This window comes from Bacteroidota bacterium, assembly GCA_018266755.1.
Classification (GTDB): domain Bacteria; phylum Bacteroidota; class Ignavibacteria; order Palsa-1295; family Palsa-1295; genus JAFDZW01.
Genome location: JAFDZW010000006.1, coordinates 219944 through 244576 on the forward strand (window position 1 = coordinate 219944; position 24633 = coordinate 244576).

The 24633-nt window shown below is 56.6% G+C and carries 13 protein-coding genes; 8 read left to right on the forward strand and 5 right to left on the reverse strand.

The genetic code is table 11. The features are described 5' to 3' along the window. The first annotated feature begins 2 nt into the window (after positions 1-2). The 3 genes from JSS75_13270 to JSS75_13280 are packed head-to-tail and all read left to right on the forward strand — an operon-like array spanning position 3 to position 4047. A complete protein-coding gene (locus tag JSS75_13270) occupies positions 3-1340 on the forward strand; it encodes an HlyC/CorC family transporter (protein ID MBS1904671.1) in 1338 nt (445 codons plus the stop codon). Further along, positions 1337-3472 (forward strand): PD40 domain-containing protein, encoded by a 2136-nt coding sequence (locus tag JSS75_13275; protein MBS1904672.1) that lies wholly within the window; start codon positions 1337-1339, stop codon positions 3470-3472. Before JSS75_13270 ends, JSS75_13275 begins: the two co-directional genes overlap by 4 nt. Beyond that, a complete protein-coding gene (locus JSS75_13280; protein MBS1904673.1) occupies positions 3472-4047 on the forward strand; it encodes a nicotinate-nucleotide adenylyltransferase in 576 nt (191 codons plus the stop codon). The genes JSS75_13275 and JSS75_13280 overlap by 1 nt, the downstream gene beginning before the upstream one ends. Here JSS75_13280 and mfd read toward each other — a convergent pair. The 4 genes from mfd to JSS75_13300 form a co-directional block, all read right to left on the reverse strand. Beyond that, positions 4044-7367 carry a transcription-repair coupling factor gene (gene mfd, locus JSS75_13285; GenBank protein ID MBS1904674.1) on the reverse strand — a complete coding sequence of 1108 codons (3324 nt, stop codon included), beginning with the start codon at positions 7365-7367 and terminating at the stop codon, positions 4044-4046. The two genes, JSS75_13280 and mfd, sit on opposite strands and share 4 nt — an antisense overlap. A 341-nt stretch (positions 7368-7708) precedes the next feature. Continuing rightward, positions 7709-8929 (reverse strand): hypothetical protein, encoded by a 1221-nt coding sequence (locus tag JSS75_13290; protein ID MBS1904675.1) that lies wholly within the window; start codon positions 8927-8929, stop codon positions 7709-7711. A 25-nt stretch (positions 8930-8954) separates the two neighbouring features. Then, on the reverse strand, positions 8955-10985 hold the full coding sequence (gene ligA, locus JSS75_13295) for an NAD-dependent DNA ligase LigA (GenBank protein MBS1904676.1): 2031 nt from the start codon (positions 10983-10985) through the stop codon (positions 8955-8957). Positions 10986-11048: 63 nt separating this feature from the next. Then, a complete protein-coding gene (locus JSS75_13300) occupies positions 11049-12497 on the reverse strand; it encodes a helix-turn-helix domain-containing protein (protein ID MBS1904677.1) in 1449 nt (482 codons plus the stop codon). A 555-nt stretch (positions 12498-13052) separates the two neighbouring features. Between JSS75_13300 and rpoB the strand changes: the two genes are divergently transcribed. The 3 genes from rpoB to JSS75_13315 all read left to right on the forward strand — a co-directional run bounded on the left by rpoB (position 13053) and on the right by JSS75_13315 (position 21745). Beyond that, positions 13053-16865, forward strand: a complete 3813-nt coding sequence (gene rpoB / locus JSS75_13305; GenBank protein ID MBS1904678.1) for a DNA-directed RNA polymerase subunit beta — start codon at positions 13053-13055, stop codon at positions 16863-16865. 112 nt (positions 16866-16977) lie between these two features. Further along, positions 16978-21225, forward strand: coding sequence for a DNA-directed RNA polymerase subunit beta' (rpoC, locus tag JSS75_13310; protein MBS1904679.1), 4248 nt, complete (start codon positions 16978-16980; stop codon positions 21223-21225). 280 nt (positions 21226-21505) lie between these two features. After that, positions 21506-21745: a hypothetical protein gene (locus JSS75_13315; GenBank protein ID MBS1904680.1), complete on the forward strand. Its 240-nt coding sequence runs from the start codon at positions 21506-21508 to the stop codon at positions 21743-21745. A 73-nt stretch (positions 21746-21818) separates the two neighbouring features. Here the strand turns inward: JSS75_13315 and JSS75_13320 are convergent, their stop codons facing one another. Further along, complete coding sequence (locus tag JSS75_13320; GenBank protein MBS1904681.1) at positions 21819-23288, reverse strand: nitronate monooxygenase; 1470 nt, start codon at positions 23286-23288, stop codon at positions 21819-21821. A 177-nt stretch (positions 23289-23465) separates the two neighbouring features. Between JSS75_13320 and JSS75_13325 the strand changes: the two genes are divergently transcribed. Then, positions 23466-24044 (forward strand): SET domain-containing protein-lysine N-methyltransferase, encoded by a 579-nt coding sequence (locus tag JSS75_13325; protein MBS1904682.1) that lies wholly within the window; start codon positions 23466-23468, stop codon positions 24042-24044. Between the two features lie 42 nt (positions 24045-24086). Beyond that, a complete protein-coding gene (locus JSS75_13330; protein MBS1904683.1) occupies positions 24087-24608 on the forward strand; it encodes a hypothetical protein in 522 nt (173 codons plus the stop codon). The last annotated feature ends 25 nt before the right edge of the window (positions 24609-24633 follow it).

Sequence of the window (24633 nt, forward strand, 5' to 3'; positions counted from 1 at the left end):
CCATGCTACCCCTATCGCTTGAGATAACGCTTGTCGTGTTCTCACTTGCCGTCTATGCCGTCTTCTCGATGGTCGAGACGAGCATTCTCACGGTCCGCAAATCCCGACTGCGCAAACTGATCGAGGACGAGCATGAGCGCCAGAAGGTCCGCGACCGTGCGGCAGCGGTGCTCGAGATCAAATCGAGGCCGGAGGAATTTCTCGCCTTCGTCCAGAGCGCGACCATCCTTGCGGTAGTATTAGCTGCGACATTCACAAGCTTCATAGCGCTCGACGATCTGCAGGCGCTTGCCTCGTCGCTTCTGCATACGAGCAGCGTCATTTCGACGGCAATCGGGTTCGCCGTTGCAATCCTCGCGCTTGCACCGCTATTGCTGACGTTTGGCGGGCTCATCCCGAAGTCGATCGCGCTTCACGGCAACGTCCGCTTCTCCCTCCTGTTCGGTCTGCCTGTGCTCCGGGCGTTACCGTTCGCAAAACCGGTCACGAGACTGCCGGTCATCATTGCGAACGTCGTGCTCAAGCCGTTCAAGGATTCTGCGAGTTTTTCGGAGTCGCGTATTTCCGAAGAGGAATTCCTTGTCATGCTCGAAGAAGGCACGCGAACGGGCGTGATCGACGAAACGGAGAATGAGTTAATCGAAAACATTTTCGATTTCCGCGAGAAGACCGTTCGCGAGGTGATGGTCCCGCGCACGAAGATCGTCGCGATCGATATCGAAAGCGAACGTGAGACAGTAATCCGCAGGATCGTTGCCGAAGGCTATACCCGCCTGCCTGTCTATCAGGATACGCTCGATACGATCGTCGGTGTCGTGTATTCGAAAGATGTCCTGGCGCTCATCGAGCATCCGGACCTGATCATCCTCTACGACATAACTCGTCCGGTGATCTTCGTCCCCGAAACGAAGCTCATCTCCGAACTGCTGCGCGAACTACAGCTTCGCAAGCTCCACCTTGCCATCGTCATCGACGAATTCGGCGGCACGGCAGGCATCGTCACGCTCGAAGATATTATCGAAGAGATCGTCGGCGAGATCCAGGACGAGTACGACGAAGAACAGGCCGTTACCATCGATGCCGAACACCACAGCGTGACGCTTTCGGCGACGCTGCCGGTGGAGGATGCCAATGCGCAGATCGACGACATTCTGGACGGATTTCGTATCCCCGAAGCCGACGAATACGATTCGGTCGGCGGCTACGTCACCAAGTTCTTCGGGCATATCCCCGAGACCAACGAATCTTTTGAAACCGACAACGTACGACTGGTAGTTGTCAAACGTACACCCAAAGAGGTGATCCAGGTACGTATCGAGAGAAAGCCGGAAAATACTTGAACCAGCTTACCGCCGACATCACGAACCGCTCATCGCGGTCACTGCGCTGTGTACCATCCGGTATCGGCTCCCTCGTCGTTTTGTGTACGATACTAACGTTTTCTCTGCTTAGTTCGCCACCTTCGCTTCGGGCACAGCCAAAGAAAGATGCGCTCGATGCCAGCCGCTACGGCTTCGAACTGGAGCAGCAGAGCAAGTATCCCGAAGCGCTCTTCGAATACAACAAAGCGATTGCTGCCGATCCGAAGTACCCGTACCCCGTAGCCCGCATCGGTGCGATGTATCAGAAGCTGCACAATTACAAGCGCGCCGTACAGTTCTTCCGCCGTGCCATCGCCCTCGACTCGACCTTCGACGATTACAACTATTATAATCTCGGCTCGTCGTATAAAGCGCTTCACCAGCTCGATAGTGCGGTGATCTGTTATCGGATGTTCCTCTGGCGCATGACACCGCTCGTCCCCGAGGATTCGGCGGCGGTTCGCGATGCAACATTTCTCATCCAGTATTCCGAAAAGTCGATCGAGCTGCAAAAGCAGCCCAAGAATACCTCGGATCCTGCAAAAGTTGCCGGTGATATTAACTCGTCGTACGACGACTTTGCCCCGACCATCACCGCCGACGGCTCTATTCTTTACTTCACATCTCGCCGCCCGTCGACGAATGCGCGCCGATTTGCCGAGACGAAAGATTTCGGCGACGATATCTTTGCAAGCAAACGCGACGGCAATGGCAATTGGGGTGCGTGCATCGCGATGCCGGCGCCGGTCAACTCTAACGACGACGAAGGAGCGATCGGGATCAGCCCAGACGGACAAACGGTCTATTATTCGCTCTGTCGCCGCCCCGACGGTTTCGGTGATTGCGACATCTACTATAGCACACTCGAAGGCACGAACTGGAGCAGACCGAAGAACCTCGGACGCGACGTGAATTCGCAAGCATGGGATGCGCAGCCATCCATCTCACCGGACGGAAATGCGATGTACTTCAGCAGCCGCCGACCGGGATCGATCGACGGCTCGGAAGATATTTGGGTATCGTATCGCAACTCCGACGGTTCGTGGGGAAAGCCCGTGAATCTCGGACCGACCATCAACACCGAATACAGCGAGCGCTGCCCGTACATCGCGTCGGATGGCGTCAGCCTCTACTTCTCGTCGAACGGACATCCTGGGTACGGCGGGCACGATCTGTTTCTTACGCGCAAACAACCGGACGGCACCTGGAGCGACCCAATCAATCTCGGCTCGCCGATCAACTCGAGCGGCGAAGACGAATTCCTCACCGTCCCGGCGCAAGGCAAGACTGTGTACTTCTCGAGCGATCGCGGTGGCAGTGCGGGGCTCGATATTTATCAGGGGATTTTGCCGCCTGATCTGGCGCCGCATCCGGTGACGCTCGTCAAAGGCTTGGTCATCGAGAAACAAACCGGCCGGCCGCTCGGCGCAAAGATCGAACTCTCGGACCTCGTCAAAGACGAACCTGTCGGCTCGTATGCGTCGAATGCAATCACCGGGCTGTTCTACTTCCCGATTACGGCTGGCCGTCAGTATGGTATCACGGCAAGTGCACCGCGACATGCGTTCTATTCGCAGCATTATACCGTACCGGATACGGCATCGTACACCGAGATCACCTACAAAATCGAGTTGACGTCGCTTGACACCAATCTTATCGCAGAAACTCCCACGAACACCGGCAAGCCCACCGACACCGGGAAACCTACCGATACACATAAGCCAAGCGACACGGGCAACAAGACAGGCGATTCGAGCGCCGAGCCGATCACGCTCAATAATATCTTCTTCGACTTCAACAAAGCGACCATTCGCAACGAGTCGATCACCGAGTTGCGCAATCTGGTTAAGTTGCTCTCGGAAAATCCAAAGCTGAAGATCGAGATCTCCGGACATACCGACAGCGTCGGTACGGCAGAATACAACCGCAAGCTGTCGCAAGATCGTGCGGATGCCGTTCGCGAGTATCTTGTCTCGCACGGTATCGCAGCCTCGCGGGTAATTGCCAAAGGCTACGGCTCCAGCCGACCGGTCGCGCCGAACGACACCGAGGAGAACCGTCAGAAGAATCGTCGCACGGAATTCCGTATTCTCAATCGTAAACGTTCATAATGCGCCTCGGCGTTTTCGGTGGCACGTTCGATCCCCCGCATCTCGGGCATCTTATCGTGGCCGAATATGCCCGCGTGTCGCTACAGCTCGATACGATCCTCTTCATCCCGGCCGATAAGAATCCACTCAAAGAGAATCATACGCAGTCATCGGCGGACGATCGTCTCGCCATGACCCGCCTCGCAATCGCAAGTAACCCTGCGTTCGAGCTATCGGAGATGGAGTTACACCGTACAGGACCGTCATACACAATTGATACGATCCGCGAACTTCGAGCGACGCATGCCCCGGACGAACTCGTGTTGATTGTCGGTCATGATAACCTCGAACAATTTCCACGCTGGCATCAGGTCGAGGCGTTGGTCAGGGAATGTCGAGTCGTGGTGTGCAAACGCACGACCGAAGGCGAGCCGATCGACGAGCATCTGCGCAGTATGGTCGAAGAACTCGACTCCCCGATCGTCGAGCTTTCTTCGACGATGCTCCGCGAGCGGGTTACCCGCCGCGAAAGCATCCGGTATATGGTCCCGGATGCGGTGATCGAGTATATCGAAACGCACGCACTCTACCGCTAGACTGCGACGGCGCCTGCAGCTGCCGACTCAAGGATCGTCGTAAGAACCGTCTCGATCTCGACCAATCGTTCGATCGAACGAGGCGCCGATTGCAGCTTCACGAGGATTCGCAGTTTCTTTCCATCCGGTACTAATCTGACACGTGCCTCTCCGATCGTTTTGAACGCATCGAGGATTCGCGGGAAAAACTCGTGGTAGTATTTCGTCTGCTCTTCCGGCGGAAGCGAAATACGCAGCGTGCGCGAGGCATCGTCGACTCCCAGGCTGCGGAAGCCGAGCGCGATCGCAAGTGTACGGATCGATGCGATATGCGCAAGGTTACGTACTTCTTCCGGCAACGGTCCGAAGCGATCCTTAAATTCCTTCGTGAGTTCGTCAAGCTCCGGCTGTTTCGTGATTCGTGCGAAGCGTTGGTAGAACGCAAAACGCTCTGCGTCGTCCTCGACATAATGCTCGGGAATGAGCGCATCGACACCAAGCGTGAGTTTGACCGTCTCGACATCGTCGTCGAAACGCTTGATGTATGGGTTCGTACGACGATCGCTCGGCAGGTCTTTGAACAGATCGCTGAACTCCTCTTCTTTCAATTCCTCCACCGCCTCGGCCAGTGTTTTCTGATAGAGTTCGAAACCGATCTCGTTGATAAAGCCGGACTGTTCGGCTCCGAGCAGATTTCCCGCTCCGCGAATTTCGAGATCGCGCATCGCAAGTTGGAAGCCTGCACCGAGCTCCGAGAATTCTTCCATCGCTTCGAGCCGTCGCAGCGAGTCTTTCGAGAGATTCTTAATCGGCAGTGTGACCAAATAGCAATACGCCTGTTCGTTCGAGCGACCGACGCGACCGCGAAGCTGATAGAGCTCGGCCAGACCGAAGTTATGGGCGCGATTGATGATGATCGTATTTGCATTCGGCACGTCGAGACCCGATTCGACGATCTTCGTCGCGCAAAGGGCGTCGATCTTGCGTTCGAGGAAATCGCGCATCACCTTCTCGATCGACGTCGAAGGCATTTGTCCATGGACAATCCCTACACGCATTCGCGGTACGAGTGTCCGGAGCTTCGTCGCAAAGAGCTCCATATCCTGCACCTTATCGTTGATCGCATAGATCTGTCCGCCTCGTTCCATCTCGCGCTGGATGGCCTTGCGGACAGTGTCGGATTCAAGTTCGGTAATGATCTCGGTCTGGATCGGCAACCGATTTTTCGGCGGCGTTTCGATGATCGAAAGATCGCGTGCGCCGAGAAGCGAGAAGTTGAGCGTTCGCGGAATCGGTGTTGCCGTCAGGGTCAGCGTATCCACCGTCGCTCGAAGCTCGCGCAGCTTCTCCTTCGCCGCAACGCCGAAGCGATGCTCTTCGTCGATAATCAAGAGACCGAGATCTTTGAAGATGACATCTTTCGATAATATCCGGTGCGTGCCGATAACAACGTCCACAGTGCCGGCCACAAGCTTTGCGAGAATCTCTTTCTGCTCTTTGGCGGTCTTGAAGCGTGACAGCGAAGCCACACTTACCCCGAAGCGTTCGAGACGGTCGCGAAACGAGCGCTCATGCTGTTCGGCGAGGATCGTTGTCGGCACAAGAACAGCGACCTGTTTCTTATCGAGCGTTGCCTTCATCGCTGCACGCATGGCAACTTCGGTCTTGCCGTACCCGACGTCTCCACAGACCAGCCGGTCCATCGGCGAACCGCTTTCCATATCCTTCTTCAGGTCTTCTGTCGCACGCGCCTGGTCGGGTGTATCCTCATATAAGAACGCCGCTTCCATTTCATGCTGCAGCACGTCGTCTTTGCTGTATGCAAAGCCGGTCTGCTTCTTGCGCTTTGCATAGAGACTGATGAGATTACGTGCAATGTCCTTGAGCCGCTTCTTCGTCTTCTCGCGAGTGCGTTGCCACTCCGCCGATCCAAGTTTCGACAGCGTAACCGACTCGGTCGCGACTTCGGCCGCGCTGTATCGCGAGAGTTTGGAAATATAGTCGAGATTGACGAAGAGTGTATCGTTATCGCGATACGAGAGTCGAACGACCTCCTGCTTCGAGCCCTGGATCTCGATCGTATCGAGCCCCATGAACTTGCCGATACCTTTATCCTCGTGCACGAGCAGGTCGCCGCGCTTGAGCGAACGGAGTTCGCGCAACGAGATCCCTTTTGAACGGGAGCTGCGCTTCTTGCTTGCCGTGCCCTTCTCACGGCGTCTGCCGAAGAGTTCATGCTCACTATAGACGACCGTCTTCTGGTCGGCAGGAAGGCTAAATCCGTACGACAGTGAGGGTGTGACGAACTGCACGCTCCCCCGTTGTTCTTCGCTAGCGAACTCATTCTCGTGCTCGGGATGAATCTGCTCGTTGAGGAGGTCTTCTAATCGACCGACGAGGTCCGCCGTTTCGGCCATCAGCACGACGTTTGTGCCTTCGGCGAGGAGCTTGTCAATCTCGGTGCGGATCAACTTCAGGTTCGCCTGGAAGTTCGGTTGTCTTCGAATGCCAAGATCGAGTGTGGAGTATCCCGGCACGTCGAAGTTCGAGATGGCGATATTGGTGCGTTCGCTGAGTCTCAGGGCCACCTCCGCAAGGCCCGCTTCTTCGAGCACTCCGGCGACTCGTTCGGGTTCGATCGTGATGCCTATTGCATTTTCCTCGAGATATTCGAATACACTTGCCGTACGAACAACCTCTTCGCCTTCGAGTGCATTCGGGATGAGCACGAGCTCCTGCCGGTGTGCGATCGACCGCTGACTAATGACGTCGAACTCGCGGATCGACTCGATCGTGTCGCCGAAAAACTCGATGCGGTACGGGACGGTCTCGGTGAACGGGAAGATGTCGACAATGCCACCGCGAACGGCAAAATCGCCGCATCCGTCAACGAAATTCTTGAGTTCGAAACGGTGCTCGCGAAGCCACTTGCGCAATAAGTCGAAGCCAACTTCTTCACCGCTTCGCAGCGTGAGTGTCTCGCGTTTGAATTCGGCAGGAGCGGGTACGGGAATGGACAGACAATCAGCCTGCGCGACAATCACGAGCGGCGATTCGGCAGAGCTGATCCGTTCGAGGCCTTCGAGCAACTGCCCGACATTCTCGGTGTCCACGACATTCTTCCCGAGCGCCGCCGTCACTTTCGATTGATGCTCAATGCGCGCGAAGAGCACTGCCGATTCTTCGCCGATGAGTTTGACGAGATCGTCGTAGAGTCGCTCGGCATCGGCCGTGGTTTCGGTCGTGAGCAGGATCTCGCGCTGGGAATTGGCGAATATCTCGGAGACGACCACGGCATCGAACGACGCGAAGACATTTGCAAGGCGAATGCGCGTATTCACATCCCCCACCGATTCGATCAACGTGGCTATCCCCTCCAGGCGGGCAGCGACAGATTGCAGAGTTGACAGTAACGAAGTCACGACGAATAGTTTAAAAAGCACAATACGCCCGCGATGCGAGACTTCGCACCGCGGGCTTTCAAAGTGGCTAACAATTATTCGTGTCGGTTCGTCTCAGTAGGGTGTCGGCAAGGAGTAACTCCGATGGCTTTATTCACACTGTCATTCTGATATTCACACTGTCATTCTGAGCGAAGCGAAGAATCCCTGTGGCGGAGCCTCACTGCGTTTCATCGAGGGATTCTTCGCTTCGCTCAGAATGACGCTACATTGCTCACTATTCAAACTGAATCGCTACCTGCCGGCGGCTCGGACGGATTGGAGCTTCCGGACGTCGGGGTATCCGCAGCCGGCGTCAACTGTGTCGTATCGGAGTGATACTCGAGCGGTCCGTCGAGACGCGTACGTAAGTCGTAATAGAACGTCGTAATGACTGCCGGAAAGAGCGACGCAACGAGCGCATTCGGGATAAGCCCCACCCATGCGATGGTGTCGAGCATCGAGAGCACATGCTGCAACAACATCTGTACGCTCCCGGCTCGCGCATGGATGACATCAATCAGGAATTGCTCATTAAATTGTGCCATGAACGAGAACGGGAGTCTGACGATGGTGCTGGCCGTCACGATCATGATCGCCGAGAGGATTAGCACACCGACGATCCGCCACCAATACCCGGCCGTCAATTCGAAGCTTCGCTTCACTGCTTCGATCGGGCCAAGATCTTCGCTCACGAGCGCAACCGGCGCGAACGACACTCGCACGAGCGCATAGATGACGAGGCCGAACGCAAACAGAACCGACATCACCTCGCCGAATACGCCCAGTACAGAACCGAGACCGACGACGAGCCCAAGCCCAACGAGCATCGCCATGCCGATCGCAACATACTGCACCACCAACAGCCACATCCACCGTTGTACCGACTGCTTCAGTACCCGTGCCAACGGAAGCGCTCGTTGTTCGAATGCGCGCGCAGCGATATCGTACGATCCGACCGTGAATGCTGCACCGGTGAGCAACAAGAGCAGCATGCCCGCCCCGATCCAGTAAAGCGATTGCAGGTACGGTTCGACGAACTGAGAGAATGTCGGCGCTACTCCGCGGTTGGCTGCGTTGACGATGCTATCCACACGCACCTGCAGTGTCGCACGTGCGACCGACGAATCGGGATAGGCCGTCTGCACCACCTCGCGTACACTATCGACCGCATCTACCACACTCGGGAATTGGATGCGATAGAGTGTCAGTTGGTCCGTCCGCGAGGAATGAGCAAGCGTGTAATCGCGAAATGCCTGGAGGTTTTCCTCGGAACGACCAAGGTAGCGGTCTGCACTGTTCGTTGCCTCGGCCACAAAGCCATGCACGCCGACAAGCAAGACGAGTACGGAAGGGATCGAGCAAAGCACATACAACAGCGCCGTTCGCCACCACGTCAGTTTGATGATGCGAAGCGCTTCGTTGATAATACCGCCGAAATCGAGGGGACGCGATGGGATCATGATCGATGATGATAAAGAATATGTGCTATCCGAGTTGCGCGAGAAATTCTTCTTCGCTTAAAATATTCACGCCGAGTTCTTGCGCCTTCTCGAGCTTCGAGCCTGCTTCGGCGCCCGCAATGACATAATTCGTTTTCTTGCTGACCGATCCGCTCGTCTTGCCGCCACGCGTCTCGATCTTCTCTTTTGCTTCGTCCCGTGTCATCGACGTGAGCGTCCCGGTCAATACAAACGTCTTGCCTGAGAAGAACTCCGACTCGATCCGCTCGGCAACTGCGGCGGTGAATTGCAGCCCCGCCTTGCGCAGGCGGTTGACGATCGCGGCGTTCTTCGATTGCCGGAAGTAGCGATGCACGCTTGCGGCGATTTCCGGTCCGATGCCCGCAACATCGTCGATCGCATCGACCTCTGCTTCCGCAATAACGTCGATCGAACCGAACGCGCCGATTAGTAGCTTTGCGATGCTCGCACCGACGTGACGAATGCCCAATCCGAAAAGTACACGATCGGCCGGTTGCTGCTTACTGCGTTCGATCCCGTCGAGCAAGTTATCCAGTTTCTTCTGGCCCATGCGATCGAGTGACAGCAATGCATTGCGCTTGTCGGCAAGTTCGTACACATCGGCGATCGTATGTAGCAGCCCGGCTGAGACGAACTGCTCGACCGATTGCTCGCCGAGCCCGGCAATATCCATCGCGCCGCGCGAAGCAAAGTGCGTGATGCGCGCGATCACCTGCGGCGGGCATTCCGGATTTTCGCAATACCAGCCGACTTCCCCTTCCGGCCGCGAGATAGCGCTTCCGCAGGCAGGGCATGTTGTCGGGTAGTGATACTTTTTTGCGTGCTTCGGACGCTTCGCCAACTCGACGCCGACCACTTTCGGGATCACATCGCCGCCGCGTTCGATAATCACTGTATCGCCGATCCGGAAATCCTTGCGCTCGATCTCGTCGGCGTTGTGCAGTGTTGCCCGGCGGATCGTAATACCAGTCAGTTGCACCGGTTCGAGTTCGGCAACAGGTGTGATCGTCCCCATTCGGCCGACTTGCAGCGTAATGTCGTTGAGCACCGTGCGGGCCTGTCGCGCTTCGAATTTATACGCAATCGCCCAACGGGGCGACTTCGCGACCGTCCCGAGTTCGTCCTGCTCGGCAAGCGAGTTCACTTTGATGACCGCACCGTCGATCTCGAACGGTAACGTATCGCGCGCTTCCTGCCACTTCATGGCGAACGCCATGATCTCGTCGATATCGTTGACCTTCTTCGTGTATTCCGAGACAGGAAAGCCGAGGTCTCTGAGCGCTTCGAGCCGGGCCGTCTGGGTCGGCAATACGGCGCGATCATCGCCTTCGAGCAACAATTGGTATGCAACGAACTGCAACGGACGTTTTGCGACCTCGCGCGCGTCGAGCGTCTTTAACGTGCCCGCCGTCGAGTTGCGGGGGTTAGCGAATGGCTCGTCGCCGAGTTCTTCACGCTCTCGGTTCATCTTGCGAAAGCCCTCGATGCTCATGAATATCTCACCGCGTACCTCGAACGACGTTCCGGCTTTCGTCTTCTTCGAACGAATCGTGAGCGGGACCGAGCGCACCGTTCGAACGTTGGCTGTCACATCGTCTCCGGTGGTCCCATCGCCACGGGTTGCGCCGCGCACCAGTTTGCCATCGCGATAGGTAAGGCTCATCGCGACGCCGTCGAACTTCAGCTCGCATGTATAACCGTGTGCCGGTGCATGCCCCAAGAGTTTCGTGACGCGTGCTTCGAAATCCGTTACCTCTTCTTGCGAGTACGTATTTGCAAGCGAGAGCATCTGGTACTCGTGCTTGGCCGGCGGAAAGACTTTTGTCGGTTCGCCGGCGACGCGCTGCGTGGGCGAATCGTCACGGGCGAACTCCGGATGCGCAGCTTCGAGTGCCTCGAGTTCTTTGAGGAGTTCGTCGTATTCGCGGTCGCTGATCGACGGTTGCGCGAGAACGTAATACCGGTAATCATGCTCGCGGAGCTCGGTCCGCAGCGTTTCGATGCGTTTCTCAACAGATAGGTGCTTCCCGCTCATTGCTACGAAAATACGCATGCCACGCACCGATGACAGCGCGTGGCATGAATTGATCGCATACGCTTAGTTTGCCTGCGGCAGAACCGGCGGAGTTGTCGGGATTTGTTTGCGGATCGGTTGATTCGCTTTTCTCGGGGCCGGCTTTTTGGGCGCCGGTTTTCTTACTTCCGGTTTCTTCGCAGCCGGATGAGGATGATTCGCCTCAGCCTGCTTCACCTGAGGCTTCGGTTTCGCTGTCGGAGGCGGCGTTACCGATTTTAGTGCTTGCTTCTTAATCTCTGTCGGATTCTGGTCTGGTGAAGCAGGCACGGCCTTGTCGCGAGTGAGCAGGACGTTTCGTACCACCATATTCGAGCCCGGCACAGTCGGTAATCCGGAGAGTGGTTTCCCGTTGAGGGTCATACCGACCGACTTTTGATTGCCGAGATAAAGAATATATTTCTCTTTTGCGCTGAATTGCTTCGTCTCGCCCGCCTTCATCGTCCCGCGGAAACCATTGCCGACGTCGGGCGTGACACTGACCCACACATCCTCTTTTGCGGTGAGCGTGAATTTCAACGAGCTATCGACCGGCGGGGGCACTGCGGCTGCAGCCGTGGTATCTTTTTTCTTCTCGGCAGTCGGTGCAGGCTTTGCCGGCGGCTGCTTTGTCTCGACCTTCGGCGCTTCGGTAACCACCGGTTCGGGCGGCGTATTCTTCGCACGTTTGCTGATCACGCTGTATGCCACGACGGCAGCGATCACGATGAGCAACCCGACGATCACCTTGGTCGAGCGCGATGGCCCGGTATGCAATTCATACTCTTCGGACTCGGGTGGTTCGTAACTCTCAGCTTCGCGACGAACTTCTTTATCGAGATCCAGCCGTTGCGTCGGCTGACGTCGTTCGGAGATCGGCGTACGCCGGACGGTACTCTCCCCAAGCGTCTCCTGCGAAGTTTGCGCCGGAGGCGGCGGTGTGCTTGGCGGGGCTTGGGCGCTGCGTTGCGGTCGCATCCGCAACTCGGGTGTTTCTTCCGCTTCTTTGATGCCGAGGCGTTCGCGTCGGACTTGTTCGGCCTCTTCCCAGAGTTCTTTCCCGCGAAGCTCCTGCACCGCTTCCTTCATCCCCTCGCCGGCTTTTTTGACGACGGTTTCCGTGGTCTTGACGGTCGTTTTTGTCACTTCGGTCGCGAGCGATGCCGCTTCCTTCGTCACTTTCTTCGCGACTTCCGGTACGGCCGAGACAGCGCCGAGTATTCCCCCTTCGGATCTCGGTTCGCTCGCAGGCTCGCCCGAAAGCAGCACATCGAGCTTGAGCCCGACCAGACGTGCGTATTCTTTGATAAACGATTTTCGGTAGGGTTCGGGGGGCAACGAACGAACATCGCCCGCATCCATGCGTTCGATGTAGTGCGGAGTGGTCCGGAGTCTGGCCGCGGCGTCGGCCTCGCTGAGGCCTTTGGCAATTCGGGCCTCACGCAAACGCGCACCAACTTCGGGCGTTAAGTTATCGCTTGTGAACTGCGCCAACGAAGAAACGAAGCTAAATAGTTATAGCGAGAGTCTGAGGGGGTACGCTCCCGTACAATATACACGGACGAACTGGATATAGTTCAATTCGTTACGAAATTTGCTACATCTCCCCATTTATGTCCCTCTGCAATCTGATTCAATGCTTGAGCATCTTGGGCTAACGGCATGGAAAACAATCTGCTTTGGGAGCGGCCAAAAGTCAGGTTTCGGTGGAATCATTATTATATATGTCCCGTTTGCACTGTGCTGAAATTCGAATCCTTCTGCCGGGTATCCACGAATACAATTCAAATCGATACCGAGTGCAGACGCATTCATCACGAACAACCGAGCACGACTTTGTACGCAGTGACAACGCACCCCGTCACGTATTCGCATGCGGATACGTCCTATCTTGTATTACCGGAACCCCGGTTTACTGCGCCCTCAATCAATACCACAACCCCGATGACCGCTCAATGTGAGCAGGCCTACGCCATGTCGTATTGTTTCTAAGCGTACACGCTCGAGATCGTCACCAAGTTTATTTAGACACAAACCGAAATACTTCGCATGGCAAAGAAGTCAACTGTCCCTCTGCTCGGCAGCGCACAGCTCGCCGATAACGGCAGAATCTCATTCTCGAAGATCCCGAAGGGATATCAAATGCCCGATCTGCTCGATGTGCAGATCAAGAGCTTTGAAGAATTCCTGCAATCGGGTATCCCGCTCTCGGAGCGTATCGCAACGGGTCTGGAGTCGGTATTCCGTCTCAACTTCCCGATCGTCGATTCGCGCGAGACCTTCGTACTCGAATACCTCGACTACCGCCTGGAAAAGCCCCGCTACGGCATCGAAGAATGCCAGGAGCGCGGCCTGACCTATAGCGTGCCGCTGAAGGCCCGCTTGCGCCTGTCGTCGAAAAATGCGGCAGAAGGAACGGAAGACTACGTCGAAACCATCGAACAGGAAGTGTTCCTCGGTAACCTTCCGATGATGACCGACAAAGGTACGTTCATCATCAACGGCGCCGAGCGTGTCGTCGTCAGCCAGTTGCACCGTTCGCCGGGCGTGTTCTTCTCCGAGAGCATGCATCCGAACGGGACCACGATTTTCTCCGGCCGTGTCATCCCTTTCCGCGGAAGCTGGGTCGAGTTCACGACCGATATCAATAACGTGCTCTGGGCCTACATCGACCGCAAGAAGAAATTCCCGGTGACGATGCTCCTTCGCGCACTCGGCTACGGTACCGACGAACAGATCCTCGATCTCTTCGGTCTCGTTGCAGAAGTCGAAGCGAAGAAGGGCGACCTCAGCGAGTACGTCGGCCGCAAGATCGCATCGGACGTCATCGATATGGCAACCGGTGAAATCTTCCTCTCGAAGGACTCCGAGTTCAAGGAAGAGCACATTCCGATGCTCAAGAAGAGCGGCGTGAAGTCGATCAAATTCCTCGATCTCGAAGAGACCGGCGGCGCTGTCGTGATGAACACGATTGCCAAGGACCCGTCGCGTTCGCAGGACGACGCATACGAAGCGATCTACCGCGTCATGCGTTCGACCGAAGCACCGGATATGGACACCGCGCGCGGCTTGCTCGAAAAGCTCTTCTTCACGCAGAAACGTTATGACCTCGGCCTCGTCGGTCGTTTGCGCTTGAACCAGCGTCTCGAGCTGAACATCCCGAACGATACCACCACGCTGACCAGCGACGACATCTGCGCCATCCTAAAGTATATCATTCGCCTGCAGCTCGGCAAGGCCTCGCTCGACGATATCGATCACTTGGGAAATCGTCGTGTCCGTACCGTCGGCGAGCAGCTTGCACAGCAGTTCAACGTCGGTCTGGCACGTATGGCCCGCACGATCCGCGAGCGTATGAGCATCCACGATGAGAAAGTCGGTCCGGCCGATCTCGTCAATGCGCGTACCGTCACAAGCGTGATCAACACGTTCTACGGCACGAACCAGCTCTCGCAGTTCATGGATCAGACCAATCCGCTCGCAGAAATGACGCACAAGCGTCGTATGTCTGCGCTCGGACCTGGCGGTCTGACGCGTGAGCGCGCCGGCTTCGAAGTCCGCGACGTTCACTACACGCACTACGGCCGACTCTGCCCGATCGAAACGCCGGAAGGCCCGAACATCGGTCTTATCTCGTCGCTGGCTGTATTCGCCCGCGTCAATCCGTTCGGCTTCATCGAGACGCCGTATCGCCTCGTGAAGAACGGCAAGGTTACGAGCGACATTCATTACCTTACCGCGGACGACGAAGAAGATAAGATCATCGCACAGGCGAACGTGACGCTCGATTCGCACGGCAAGTTCGTCGGCGAACGCATTAGCTGCCGTCAGTTCGGTGACTTCGTCATGAAATCGCCCGAGGAAGTGCAGTACATGGACGTCGCTCCGAGCCAGATCGTCTCGGCTGCTGCGGCTCTCATCCCGTTCCTCGAGCATGACGACGCGAACCGCGCACTCATGGGCTCGAACATGCAACGCCAGGCCGTACCGCTGCTTCGTCCGGAAGCGCCGGTCGTCGGTACTGGTCTCGAAGGCGTCATTGCCCGCGATAGCCGCGCGCTGCTGCTTGCAGAGCGTGCCGGAACGGTCGAGTACGTCGATTCGCAGAAGATCATCGTTCGCTACGAAGAGGAAGGCTCGCGCGACGAGATCCTCGCCAGCTTCGACGATACCCGCATCAAAGAGTATCAGTTGACGAAGTTCTTCCGCTCGAACCAAGACACCTGTATCAACCACCGTCCGCTCGTTAAGGCCGGACAGAAGGTTGCAAAGGGTGACGTGCTCGTGGATTCGTCTTCGACCGAAGGCGGCGAACTCGCACTCGGACGCAACGTGATCGTCGCGTTCATGCCGTGGCGCGGATATAACTTCGAAGACGCCATCGTCATCAGCGAACGCGTCGTCTCGGAAGATATTTACACCTCGATCCACATCGAAGAATACGAACTTCATGTGCGCGACACCAAGCGCGGCGAAGAAGAGCTCACACGCGAAATCCCGAACGTCTCGGAAGAGGCCACGAAGGACCTCGACGAGAACGGTATCGTTCGCGTCGGTGCAGAGGTGAAGGAAGGCGATATCCTCATCGGTAAGATCACGCCGAAGGGCGAGACCGATCCGACGCCGGAAGAAAAGCTCTTGCGCGCCATCTTCGGCGACAAGGCCGGCGATGTGAAGGACGCATCACTCAAGGCGCCGCCAGGACTCAAGGGCGTCGTCGTCGATACCAAGCTCTTCTCCCGCAAGGGCACGAAGAAGGAGGGCGAAGAGAAGCGCGACGAGAAGAAGCGCCTCGACGCGATTGACAAGATGTATGCCGAGTCGCTCCACGAAATCAACAGCCGCCTCGCCGAGAAGCTGCTGAAGGTTCTTGATGGCGAGACGTCGGTCGGCGTCCGCGATCTCGACGGCTCCGTCGTCATTCGCTCGGGCGTCGCATTCAAGCACGATACGTTCTTCTCGCGCCTCGAAGAGCTCGAGCGCTTGTCCGTCGGACAGGATTGGCTCGACGATCGTCGCAAGATGAACCTTATCCGCAAGATCTACGAAGGCTACTGGACCAAGCGCGAAGACGTCGAAGCAGACGTCCGTCGCGAAAAATCCAAAGTGGGTCTCGGAGACGAACTCCAGCCGGGCATTATGCAGATGGCAAAAGTCTATGTCGCCAAGAAGCGCAAGCTTTCGGTCGGCGATAAGATGGCAGGTCGTCACGGTAACAAGGGTGTCGTGGCCAAGATCGTCCCGATGGAAGACATGCCGTTCCTCGCGAACGGTCAGCCGGTGGACATCGTGCTCAACCCGCTCGGCGTGCCTTCTCGTATGAATATCGGGCAGCTCTACGAAACCGCACTCGGCTTCGCTGCAAAGCGACTCGGTGTGAAGTTCGAGACCCCGATCTTCGACGGCGCGCATTGGGATGACGTTGTCGGATACTTGGGCGAAGCCGGCCTCGATACCGACGGCCGTTCGCTCCTGTTCGACGGTCGCACCGGCGATGCGTTCGATCAGAAAGTCACCGTCGGCTGCATCTACATGCTCAAGCTGAGCCACTTGGTCGACGACAAGATTCATGCCCGTTCGATCGGACCCTACTCCCTCATCACGCAGCAGCCGCTCGGTGGTAAGGCACAGTTCGGTGGTCAGCGCTTCGGAGAAATGGAAGTCTGGGCGCTCGAAGCGTATGGTGCGGCACACGCACTGCAGGAGATCCTGACCGTAAAGTCGGACGACGTTCCAGGTCGTTCGCGCGTCTATGAGGCAATCGTCAAGGGCGAGAACATGCCGGAGCCGAGCGTTCCGGAATCGTTCTCGGTGTTGGTGCGCGAGCTGCAAGGCTTGGCACTGGAGGTGACGATCAGCTAAACGAGCCGTTGCAGTACCGCAGCGCCTGAGCAAGGCGCTGCGGTACTACCCTGCTCCGATACACGTAGGACACGATTTTAAGAACTACTAAAGGAAAATTACAATGGCATACATGCTTCCAATGGAATCGCCGTTCAAGAAATTCTCGCAGATCACGATCAGCCTGGCGAGCCCCGAGAGCATTCTCGGTCGTTCGCACGGTGAAGTGACCAAGCCCGAGACCATCAACTACCGGTCCTACCGACCGGAAAAAGACGGTCTCTTTTGCGAGAAGATCTTCGGACCGACGCGTGACTGGGAATGCTTCTGCGGTAAGTACAAGCGTATCCGCTATAAAGGCATCATCTGCGATCGTTGCGGAGTCGAGGTGACGACGAAGTCCGTTCGTCGTGAGCGCTTCGGCCACATTTCGCTCGCCGTGCCGGTCGTACACATCTGGTACTTCCGCTCGCTGCCGAACAAGATCGGCCACTTGCTCGGTATCCCCAGCAAGGATCTCGAGAAGATTATCTATTACGAATCATACGTCGTCATCAGCCCAGGTACGACCGGCCTGCCGGAAAAGCACCTGCTGACCGAAGAAGAATACTATCGTATTCTCGATTCGTTGCCGTCGGAAAATGACGATCTCGAAGATCTCGATCCGAAGAAGTTCATCGCCGGCATCGGCGCACCTGCGGTGCACCAGCTCCTGAGCCGCATCGATATCGAGGCGCTCTCGATCGAACTGCGTCGTCAGGCTCGCGAAGAAACGTCGCAGCTCAAGCGTCAGGAAGCACTCAAGCGCCTGCGTACCGTCGAGGCATTCCGTCCGGAAGAGGCGAAGCTCGATAACCGTCCGGAGTGGATGGTGCTCAATGCGGTGCCGGTTATTCCGCCGGAGCTTCGTCCGCTCGTGCCGCTCGAAGGCGGTCGATTTGCGACGAGCGATCTCAACGATCTCTATCGCCGCGTGATCATCCGCAACAACCGCCTCAAGCGCTTGATGGACATCAAGGCGCCGGAGGTCATTCTGCGTAACGAAAAGCGCATGTTGCAGGAAGCGGTCGATTCCCTCTTCGACAACTCCCGCCGCGTCTCTGCTGTGAAAGCTGACACGTCGCGTGCGCTGAAGTCGCTCTCCGACACCCTCAAGGGTAAGCAGGGCCGCTTCCGTCAGAACCTGCTTGGTAAGCGTGTTGACTATTCCGGCCGTTCGGTCATCGTCGTCGGTCCGGAGCTTCGCCTGCACCAGTGCGGTCTGCCGAAGGAAATGGCAGTCGAGCTCTTCAAGCCGTTCATCATTCGCAAGCTCATCGAGCGCGGTATCACGAAGACCGTGAAGTCCGCCAAGAAGCTCGTCGAGCGCAAGACGAACGACGTGTGGGATATCTTGGAATCGATCATCGACGGACATCCGGTCATGCTCAATCGTGCACCAACACTGCACCGACTGGGTATCCAGGCATTCCAGCCGAAGCTGATCGAAGGCCGCGCTATTCAGGTTCATCCGCTCGTCTGTACGGCATTCAACGCCGACTTCGACGGTGACCAAATGGCCGTGCACGTACCGTTGTCGTTCGAAGCACAGCTCGAAGCCTCGACGCTCATGCTCAGCTCGCACAACATCATCTCGCCACAGAACGGCGAGCCGATCGCTGTGCCGTCGCAGGATATGGTTCTCGGACCCTATTACCTGACGAAGCATAAGCACGGCGCGCTCGGCGAAGGCATGATCTTCGGCACTGCGAAGGAAGTCATGGTCGCCTACAACCTCAACCGCGTGCACTTGCATGCAATGGTGAAGGTTCGTATCGGCGGCAAGATGATCGAGACGACGGTCGGCCGCACGATCTTCAACCAGATCGTGCCGAAGGACATGGGCTACCTCAACGAGCTCCTGACCAAGAAACGTCTGCGTCAGATCATCGCCATGTGCTTCCGCAAGGTCGGTCTCATTCAGACGGTCGAATTCCTCGACAAGCTGAAGGATCTCGGCTTCATGTTCGCCACGAAGGGCGGCGTGTCGGTCGCACTCTCCGATATCGTCGTTCCGAAGGAGAAGAACGAAATTATCGACAAGGCACAGGCTCAGGTCGATGACGTGCACGATAAGTACCTCAACGGTTTCATCACGACCGGTGAGCGCTACAACAAGGTGATCGATATCTGGACGCGCGCGACTAATCGCGTGGCCGACAAACTGTTCGAAACGCTCCAGCACGACCGCAACGGCTTCAACCCACTCTATATGATGGTGGACTCCGGAGCCCGCGGTTCGAAGGAACAGGTTCGTCAGCTTGCCGGTATGCGCGGTCTTATGGCCAAGCCGCAGAAGTCGTTGTCGGGTCAGACGGGCGAACTCATCGAGAACCCGATCCTCTCGAACTTCTACGAAGGTCTGTCGATCCTCGAGTACTTCATTTCAACGCACGGTGCCCGTAAGGGTCTTGCCGATACCGCGTTGAAAACGGCTGACGCCGGTTACCTCACACGTCGTCTTGTCGACGCATCGCAGGATGCCGTTATCGCAATGCACGATTGCGAGACGATCCGCGGTATTCCGACCAGCGCTCTGAAGGAAGGCGAAGACATCAAGGAGACGCTCGCCGAGCGCATCCTCGGTCGCGTGTCGCAAGAAGACATCGTCGATCCGCTGTCGAAGAAAGTGATCTGCAAGACCGGTCAGATGATCGACGAGGAAGTCGCGCTTGCGATCTCCGAGACCTCGATCGAGACCGTGCTCGTTCGCTCGGTGCTCACCTGCGAAGCAAAGCGCGGCATCTGCGCGCTGTGTTACGGCCGCAACCTTGCGACCCACAAGCTCGTCGAACCCGGCGAAGCGGTCGGTCGTATCGCTGCTCAGTCCATCGGTGAGCCGGGTACGCAGCTCACGCTTCGTACATTCCACACCGGTGGTACGGCATCGCTCATTGCGTCGCAGTCGCAGGTCACGTCGAAGTTCGAAGGGACGATCCAGTACGAGGGTATGAAGGTCATCACGAACGTGGAAGGTCAGAAGATCGTCCTGTCGCGTTCGGGTGTCGTGAATATTCTCGACGACGACAATCGCGCCGTCGGCAAGTTCGATGTTCCGTACGGTTCGGTGATCCTTGTGCCGGATGGCGCCCCGATCAAGAAGGGCGAACTGCTCTACGAGTGGGATCCGTACAACGCCGTGATCGTTTCGGAGCATAAGGGTACGGTCAAATTCCGTGACTTCGTCGAGAACATCACGGTTCGTCGCGAGCCCGATGAACTTACCGGTCACATCCAGACCCGCACGATCGATTCGCGCGACCGCACAAAGTCGCCGACAATTGACATCTTGGATGCAGACGGCAAGCGCATCATCAACTATATCATCCCGAGCAACGCCATCCTCCAGGTCGAGGACGGCGAAGCGATCCCGGCTGGTATGGTGCTCGTGAAGATCCATCGTGAGTCGGGTAAGAACCGCGACATCACGGGCGGTCTGCCGCGCGTCACGGAGCTCTTCGAAGCTCGCTCGCCAAGCGATCCGGCTACGGTTTCGGAGATCGACGGCGTCGTGCACTTCGAGAAGCCGCGCCGCGGTTCGCGTGTCATCGCCGTCACGGCGCATGACAGCACCGACCGTCGTGAGTACACGATCCCGTTTGGTAAGCACATTCTCGTGCAGGAAGGCGACAGCGTCCGTTCGGGCGAGCGCCTCTCCGACGGTGCAATCGATCCGCACGACATCCTGAAGATCAAGGGCGTCGCCGCCGTGCAGCAGTACCTCGTGAATGAAATTCAGGAAGTGTACCGCATGCAGGGTGTGAAGATCTCCGATAAGCACATCGAGATCATCGTTCGTCAGATGCTCGGCAAAGTCGTGATCACCTCTTCGGGTGATTCGCTGATGCTCGAGGGCGACGAGATTGATAAGATCAAGGTCGGCGAGGAGAACGAGATCCTGAAGAACTCGGTGTTCATCACCAAGCGTGGCGACTCCAAGTTCAAAGTGGGCCAGATGGTCGAACGTAAGAAGTTCAAGGAAACAGTTGCCGAGCTCAAGAAGAAGGAGAAGACCCCGCCGGAATCGCGCGTGGCCGAACCGATCCTCGCAGAGCCGGTACTCCTTGGCATCACGCAGTCGGCACTGACGACCGAGAGCTTCATCTCGGCGGCCAGCTTCCAGGAGACGACCAAGGTACTCACCGAGGCCTCGATTCAGGCAAAGACGGATACGCTCCTTGGTCTCAAGGAAAACGTGATCGTCGGTCACCTCATCCCGGCCGGTACCGGTTTGCCGAAGTTCAAAGAACTCCTCGTCATCCCGAAGGAGCTCGAAGAACTCGGTATGGAGCCGATCGAAGAGCAGCCCCGTCCGCAGCGCCGCAGCCGCGCCGCCGTGTAAACGAGGCTCAGATCCGAATTCTCAAAGCCCGCCATGTTGGCGGGCTTTGTGTTTGTAGGTAGTGTCTCAATTTCACGATGTTCAACAGACGTCATTCTGAGCAACGCGAAGAGTCCCTGTGGCGGAGCCTCACTGCGTTTCATTGAGGGATTCTTCGCTTCGCTCTCAGAATAACCGGATGTATAATGCCAATATTGAGCCACTCCCCTTTTCGTAGGGACAAACTTATTACGCGGCCATCGGGTTGGAACCTGCAGCCATTCACTTGAAAGAAAGCATCATGCTCACATTCAAGGACCTCGCACCGTTCAAGCGCTGGATTGCGCTGTACTATGCGCTGTACGCGTTGCTGTTAGTCGGGATCGTCACCGACATCTTCTCATCCGAGGTGCGATGGATCTTGGCGACCGTTCTGCTACTCTTCGCGCTTGTAACCCAATGGATGGCAATCAGCCGCCGACGCAAGCAGCGTCGGGACAATTTACAGATGATCGAAGAATTCGTTCACTCTAGCGAGTAGACCGACACGCGGTCCGGACAGGGCCAATCCCTACGAGTTGCCGGATACTCCGAACGCAATCCTCTCGCGTGCCTTACGACCCACTGGCAATTACCGCAGGTGTTGGCGTACACACCCCACACAGATATTCCAGCACATCGCGCGCAGAGTAGTGCAGGCTTCCGTTGTGCAGAAATCGACCGAGGCGTCGGATTGAATCACCCGCCGTGACAAGCGGTTTTTCGATATAGCCTGACAACTGTTCCTGAGGCAGATCGATATTTGCCATGAGCGCATTACACAAACATTTCTTCCCTATCGTATCTTCAATGTTGCCGCCTTTCTGTACATAGCTCTCGACCGGCTCTGCAGGACAACGGTATCCAATACTCCCATCTGGACGTTTATATGCCTGACGCAATAACCCATACTGACAAAGGCGGGGACGCATGGCATACATATCCGGATCGGAAATCGTCCCCCCGAAACGAACAACTTTGAACGGGAAACCTGCTGGAGATGCGTTCGGATCGGTAAAGAGCTCAGCTCGCCCGTTGGCGACATCGCGCAAAATGCCCTCGCGTAAATGCGGTGCAAGCCCGGACTCGGCGCAGAACGCAAAGGCAGTACCGACCTGAATACCCTGTGCTCCGGCTGCAACTGCAGCACTGAGATGCTCGGGAGAAGCCTGGTCACCAGCAAGCCAAAACGGAAGACCGAGGGATCGGAGTGTATCGAGATTCACGGCGTCGCGAGGACCGTAGATCGGCTCGCCGAACTCTGTCAGCCGCAACGCACCCCGAGGCGGAGCGTTGTGTCCGCCTGCACGTTCGTTCTCGATCACGAATCCGTCGATTGTCCCGTTTGCACGTTTCAAGAGCGCTTCTGCTAATACGTCCGAAGAGACGATTGCGAGAAACTTCGGACGCTTCAACGGTTCGAACGCGATTGTAAAGAGTCGTCGGGGATCGAGCGTGATCTGAACGTTGTCGTCCGCCGTGGCTCCATCGACGCTCACTTTGATCGATGCGGCATGATGCAGTGCGAAGTTGTCGAGCGCCCCGGGTATCTCGCGCGGAATTCCGGCGCCCATCAGCACGAAGTCGACGCCCGCAAGCATCGCTCCGTAGATCGAGGCAAGATTCGGAAGTTGTACTTTTTCCAACAAGTTAATCCCAACCAATCCGTCGTGTCCCTCTTTTGCCAGCCAAACCTCGCAAAAAGTAGCGACGACCGTTAATCGAAGAAGGTCGTCACTTGGAGACAATGTGTACATCGGTACACCACGCACAGCCCGGCGTCCCGATGTGCGGGGTTTATTGAAGTGAGCGGCTAGTATCGTCGAAGCAACGTTGCGATCCGGGAAGTGGTCGAGAGCTCGACGAAGAGCACGGTCGGCATCACCATCTTGAAGGCGCTGGGCAAACACTTGCGAGAGACCGGTACCGGAGACAACTCCAAGTTCGCCGGCGCTCGCGACTTCTTTTGCAAGTTTCCATCCTGAAACAGCTACTCCCATTCCACCCTGAATGATACGCGGGTGTGCCGCTCGTCCACTTTGCATGTACCCCTCCGATCGTTTGAATCTATACCAGTGCTATCCACGCGAGTAGATCGGACGGGGTGGGACGTCGGTTGCCTCGCGTACAGCGTCATTATTTGTGGAGTACCAGAAGTTTCTATAAACACTAATAGTAAACGAACCCTTACAACGCATCATCAGTATCCGAGAAAAAAACACATGTTGCAACGTGCACCTTGCACGGGAGGCAATCGTGCTCGACTTCGGTTCTATTTCAACAACCGTTCGGAGCATTTATTGAAGACGGCAGCACAAGCAAGGGCACAGAACCGCGATTTCATCCGCGTCGGACGTTCGCGCATCCAAGGTAAGGGAGTGTTTGCTAAACGCAAGATCCCCCGTGGCACACGAATCGTCGAGTATCTCGGCGAGCGAGTACCCATCTCGACATTGCTCGTGGAAATGGACGCCGGCAAACGCACACACACCTACATCTTTGCGCTTTCACATACGATGACGATCGACGGTTCGGTAGGTGGCAGTGACGCACGTTTCATCAACCATAGCTGCGAACCGAACTGCGAAGCATGCGTGTTCGATGATCGTGTGTATATCTATGCAATGCGAGATATTACCCGCGGCGAAGAGCTGACATTCGACTACCAACTCGGCCCCGCAATCCGTCGAAGCGGCCGTCGGTCGAAGGATGTGCTCGACGCGTATGCCTGCCACTGTGGCTCCCCGAAGTGCAGAGGGACGATGATCGCCTCGAAGCGGCGGTCTGAGTCTCGGCGATGATCGCCATATCCGAACATCTATATCGATCAAAGGAGTTATTCTATGAAACGATCAACCCAGAACAAAACCAAGCCATCGAAGAACCGCACACGTACCGTTGCAGCAACGATCATGGCAGTACCGATGCTCACCGGCGCTGCATTCGCGCAGCGCGGCGGTGTGACGACCGATTCGGGTGCACAGTCCAAGATGACGGCAACCAGATCGAAAATGTACATCAAGTTCTCCGAGCGATTCATCAAGATGGAATCACCGCTAATGATCGCCGGGCTTGACGACGGGCACACGATCTATAAAAATCGCAGCGGTCAATATTTTTACATCGATCCCTCGACCGGCGATATGAAATTCATATCAACCGACATCTATATGAAGTGGACCGAGAAGTACATCAAAGGCAATTCGGGAAATGCTAGGCAGCTCAAGTATGAAGGCGGCCTGAAGCACTTCCCCGACGTGTCGATCGTCGGCGTAGACTCGCACGGTAACACACTGATGAAAAATGCCTCCGGTGAGGTATTTCATCTTGACCCGAAAACGGGCGACATGATATTTGATCGGTAAATACTATTCGCACAACAAAGCCCGC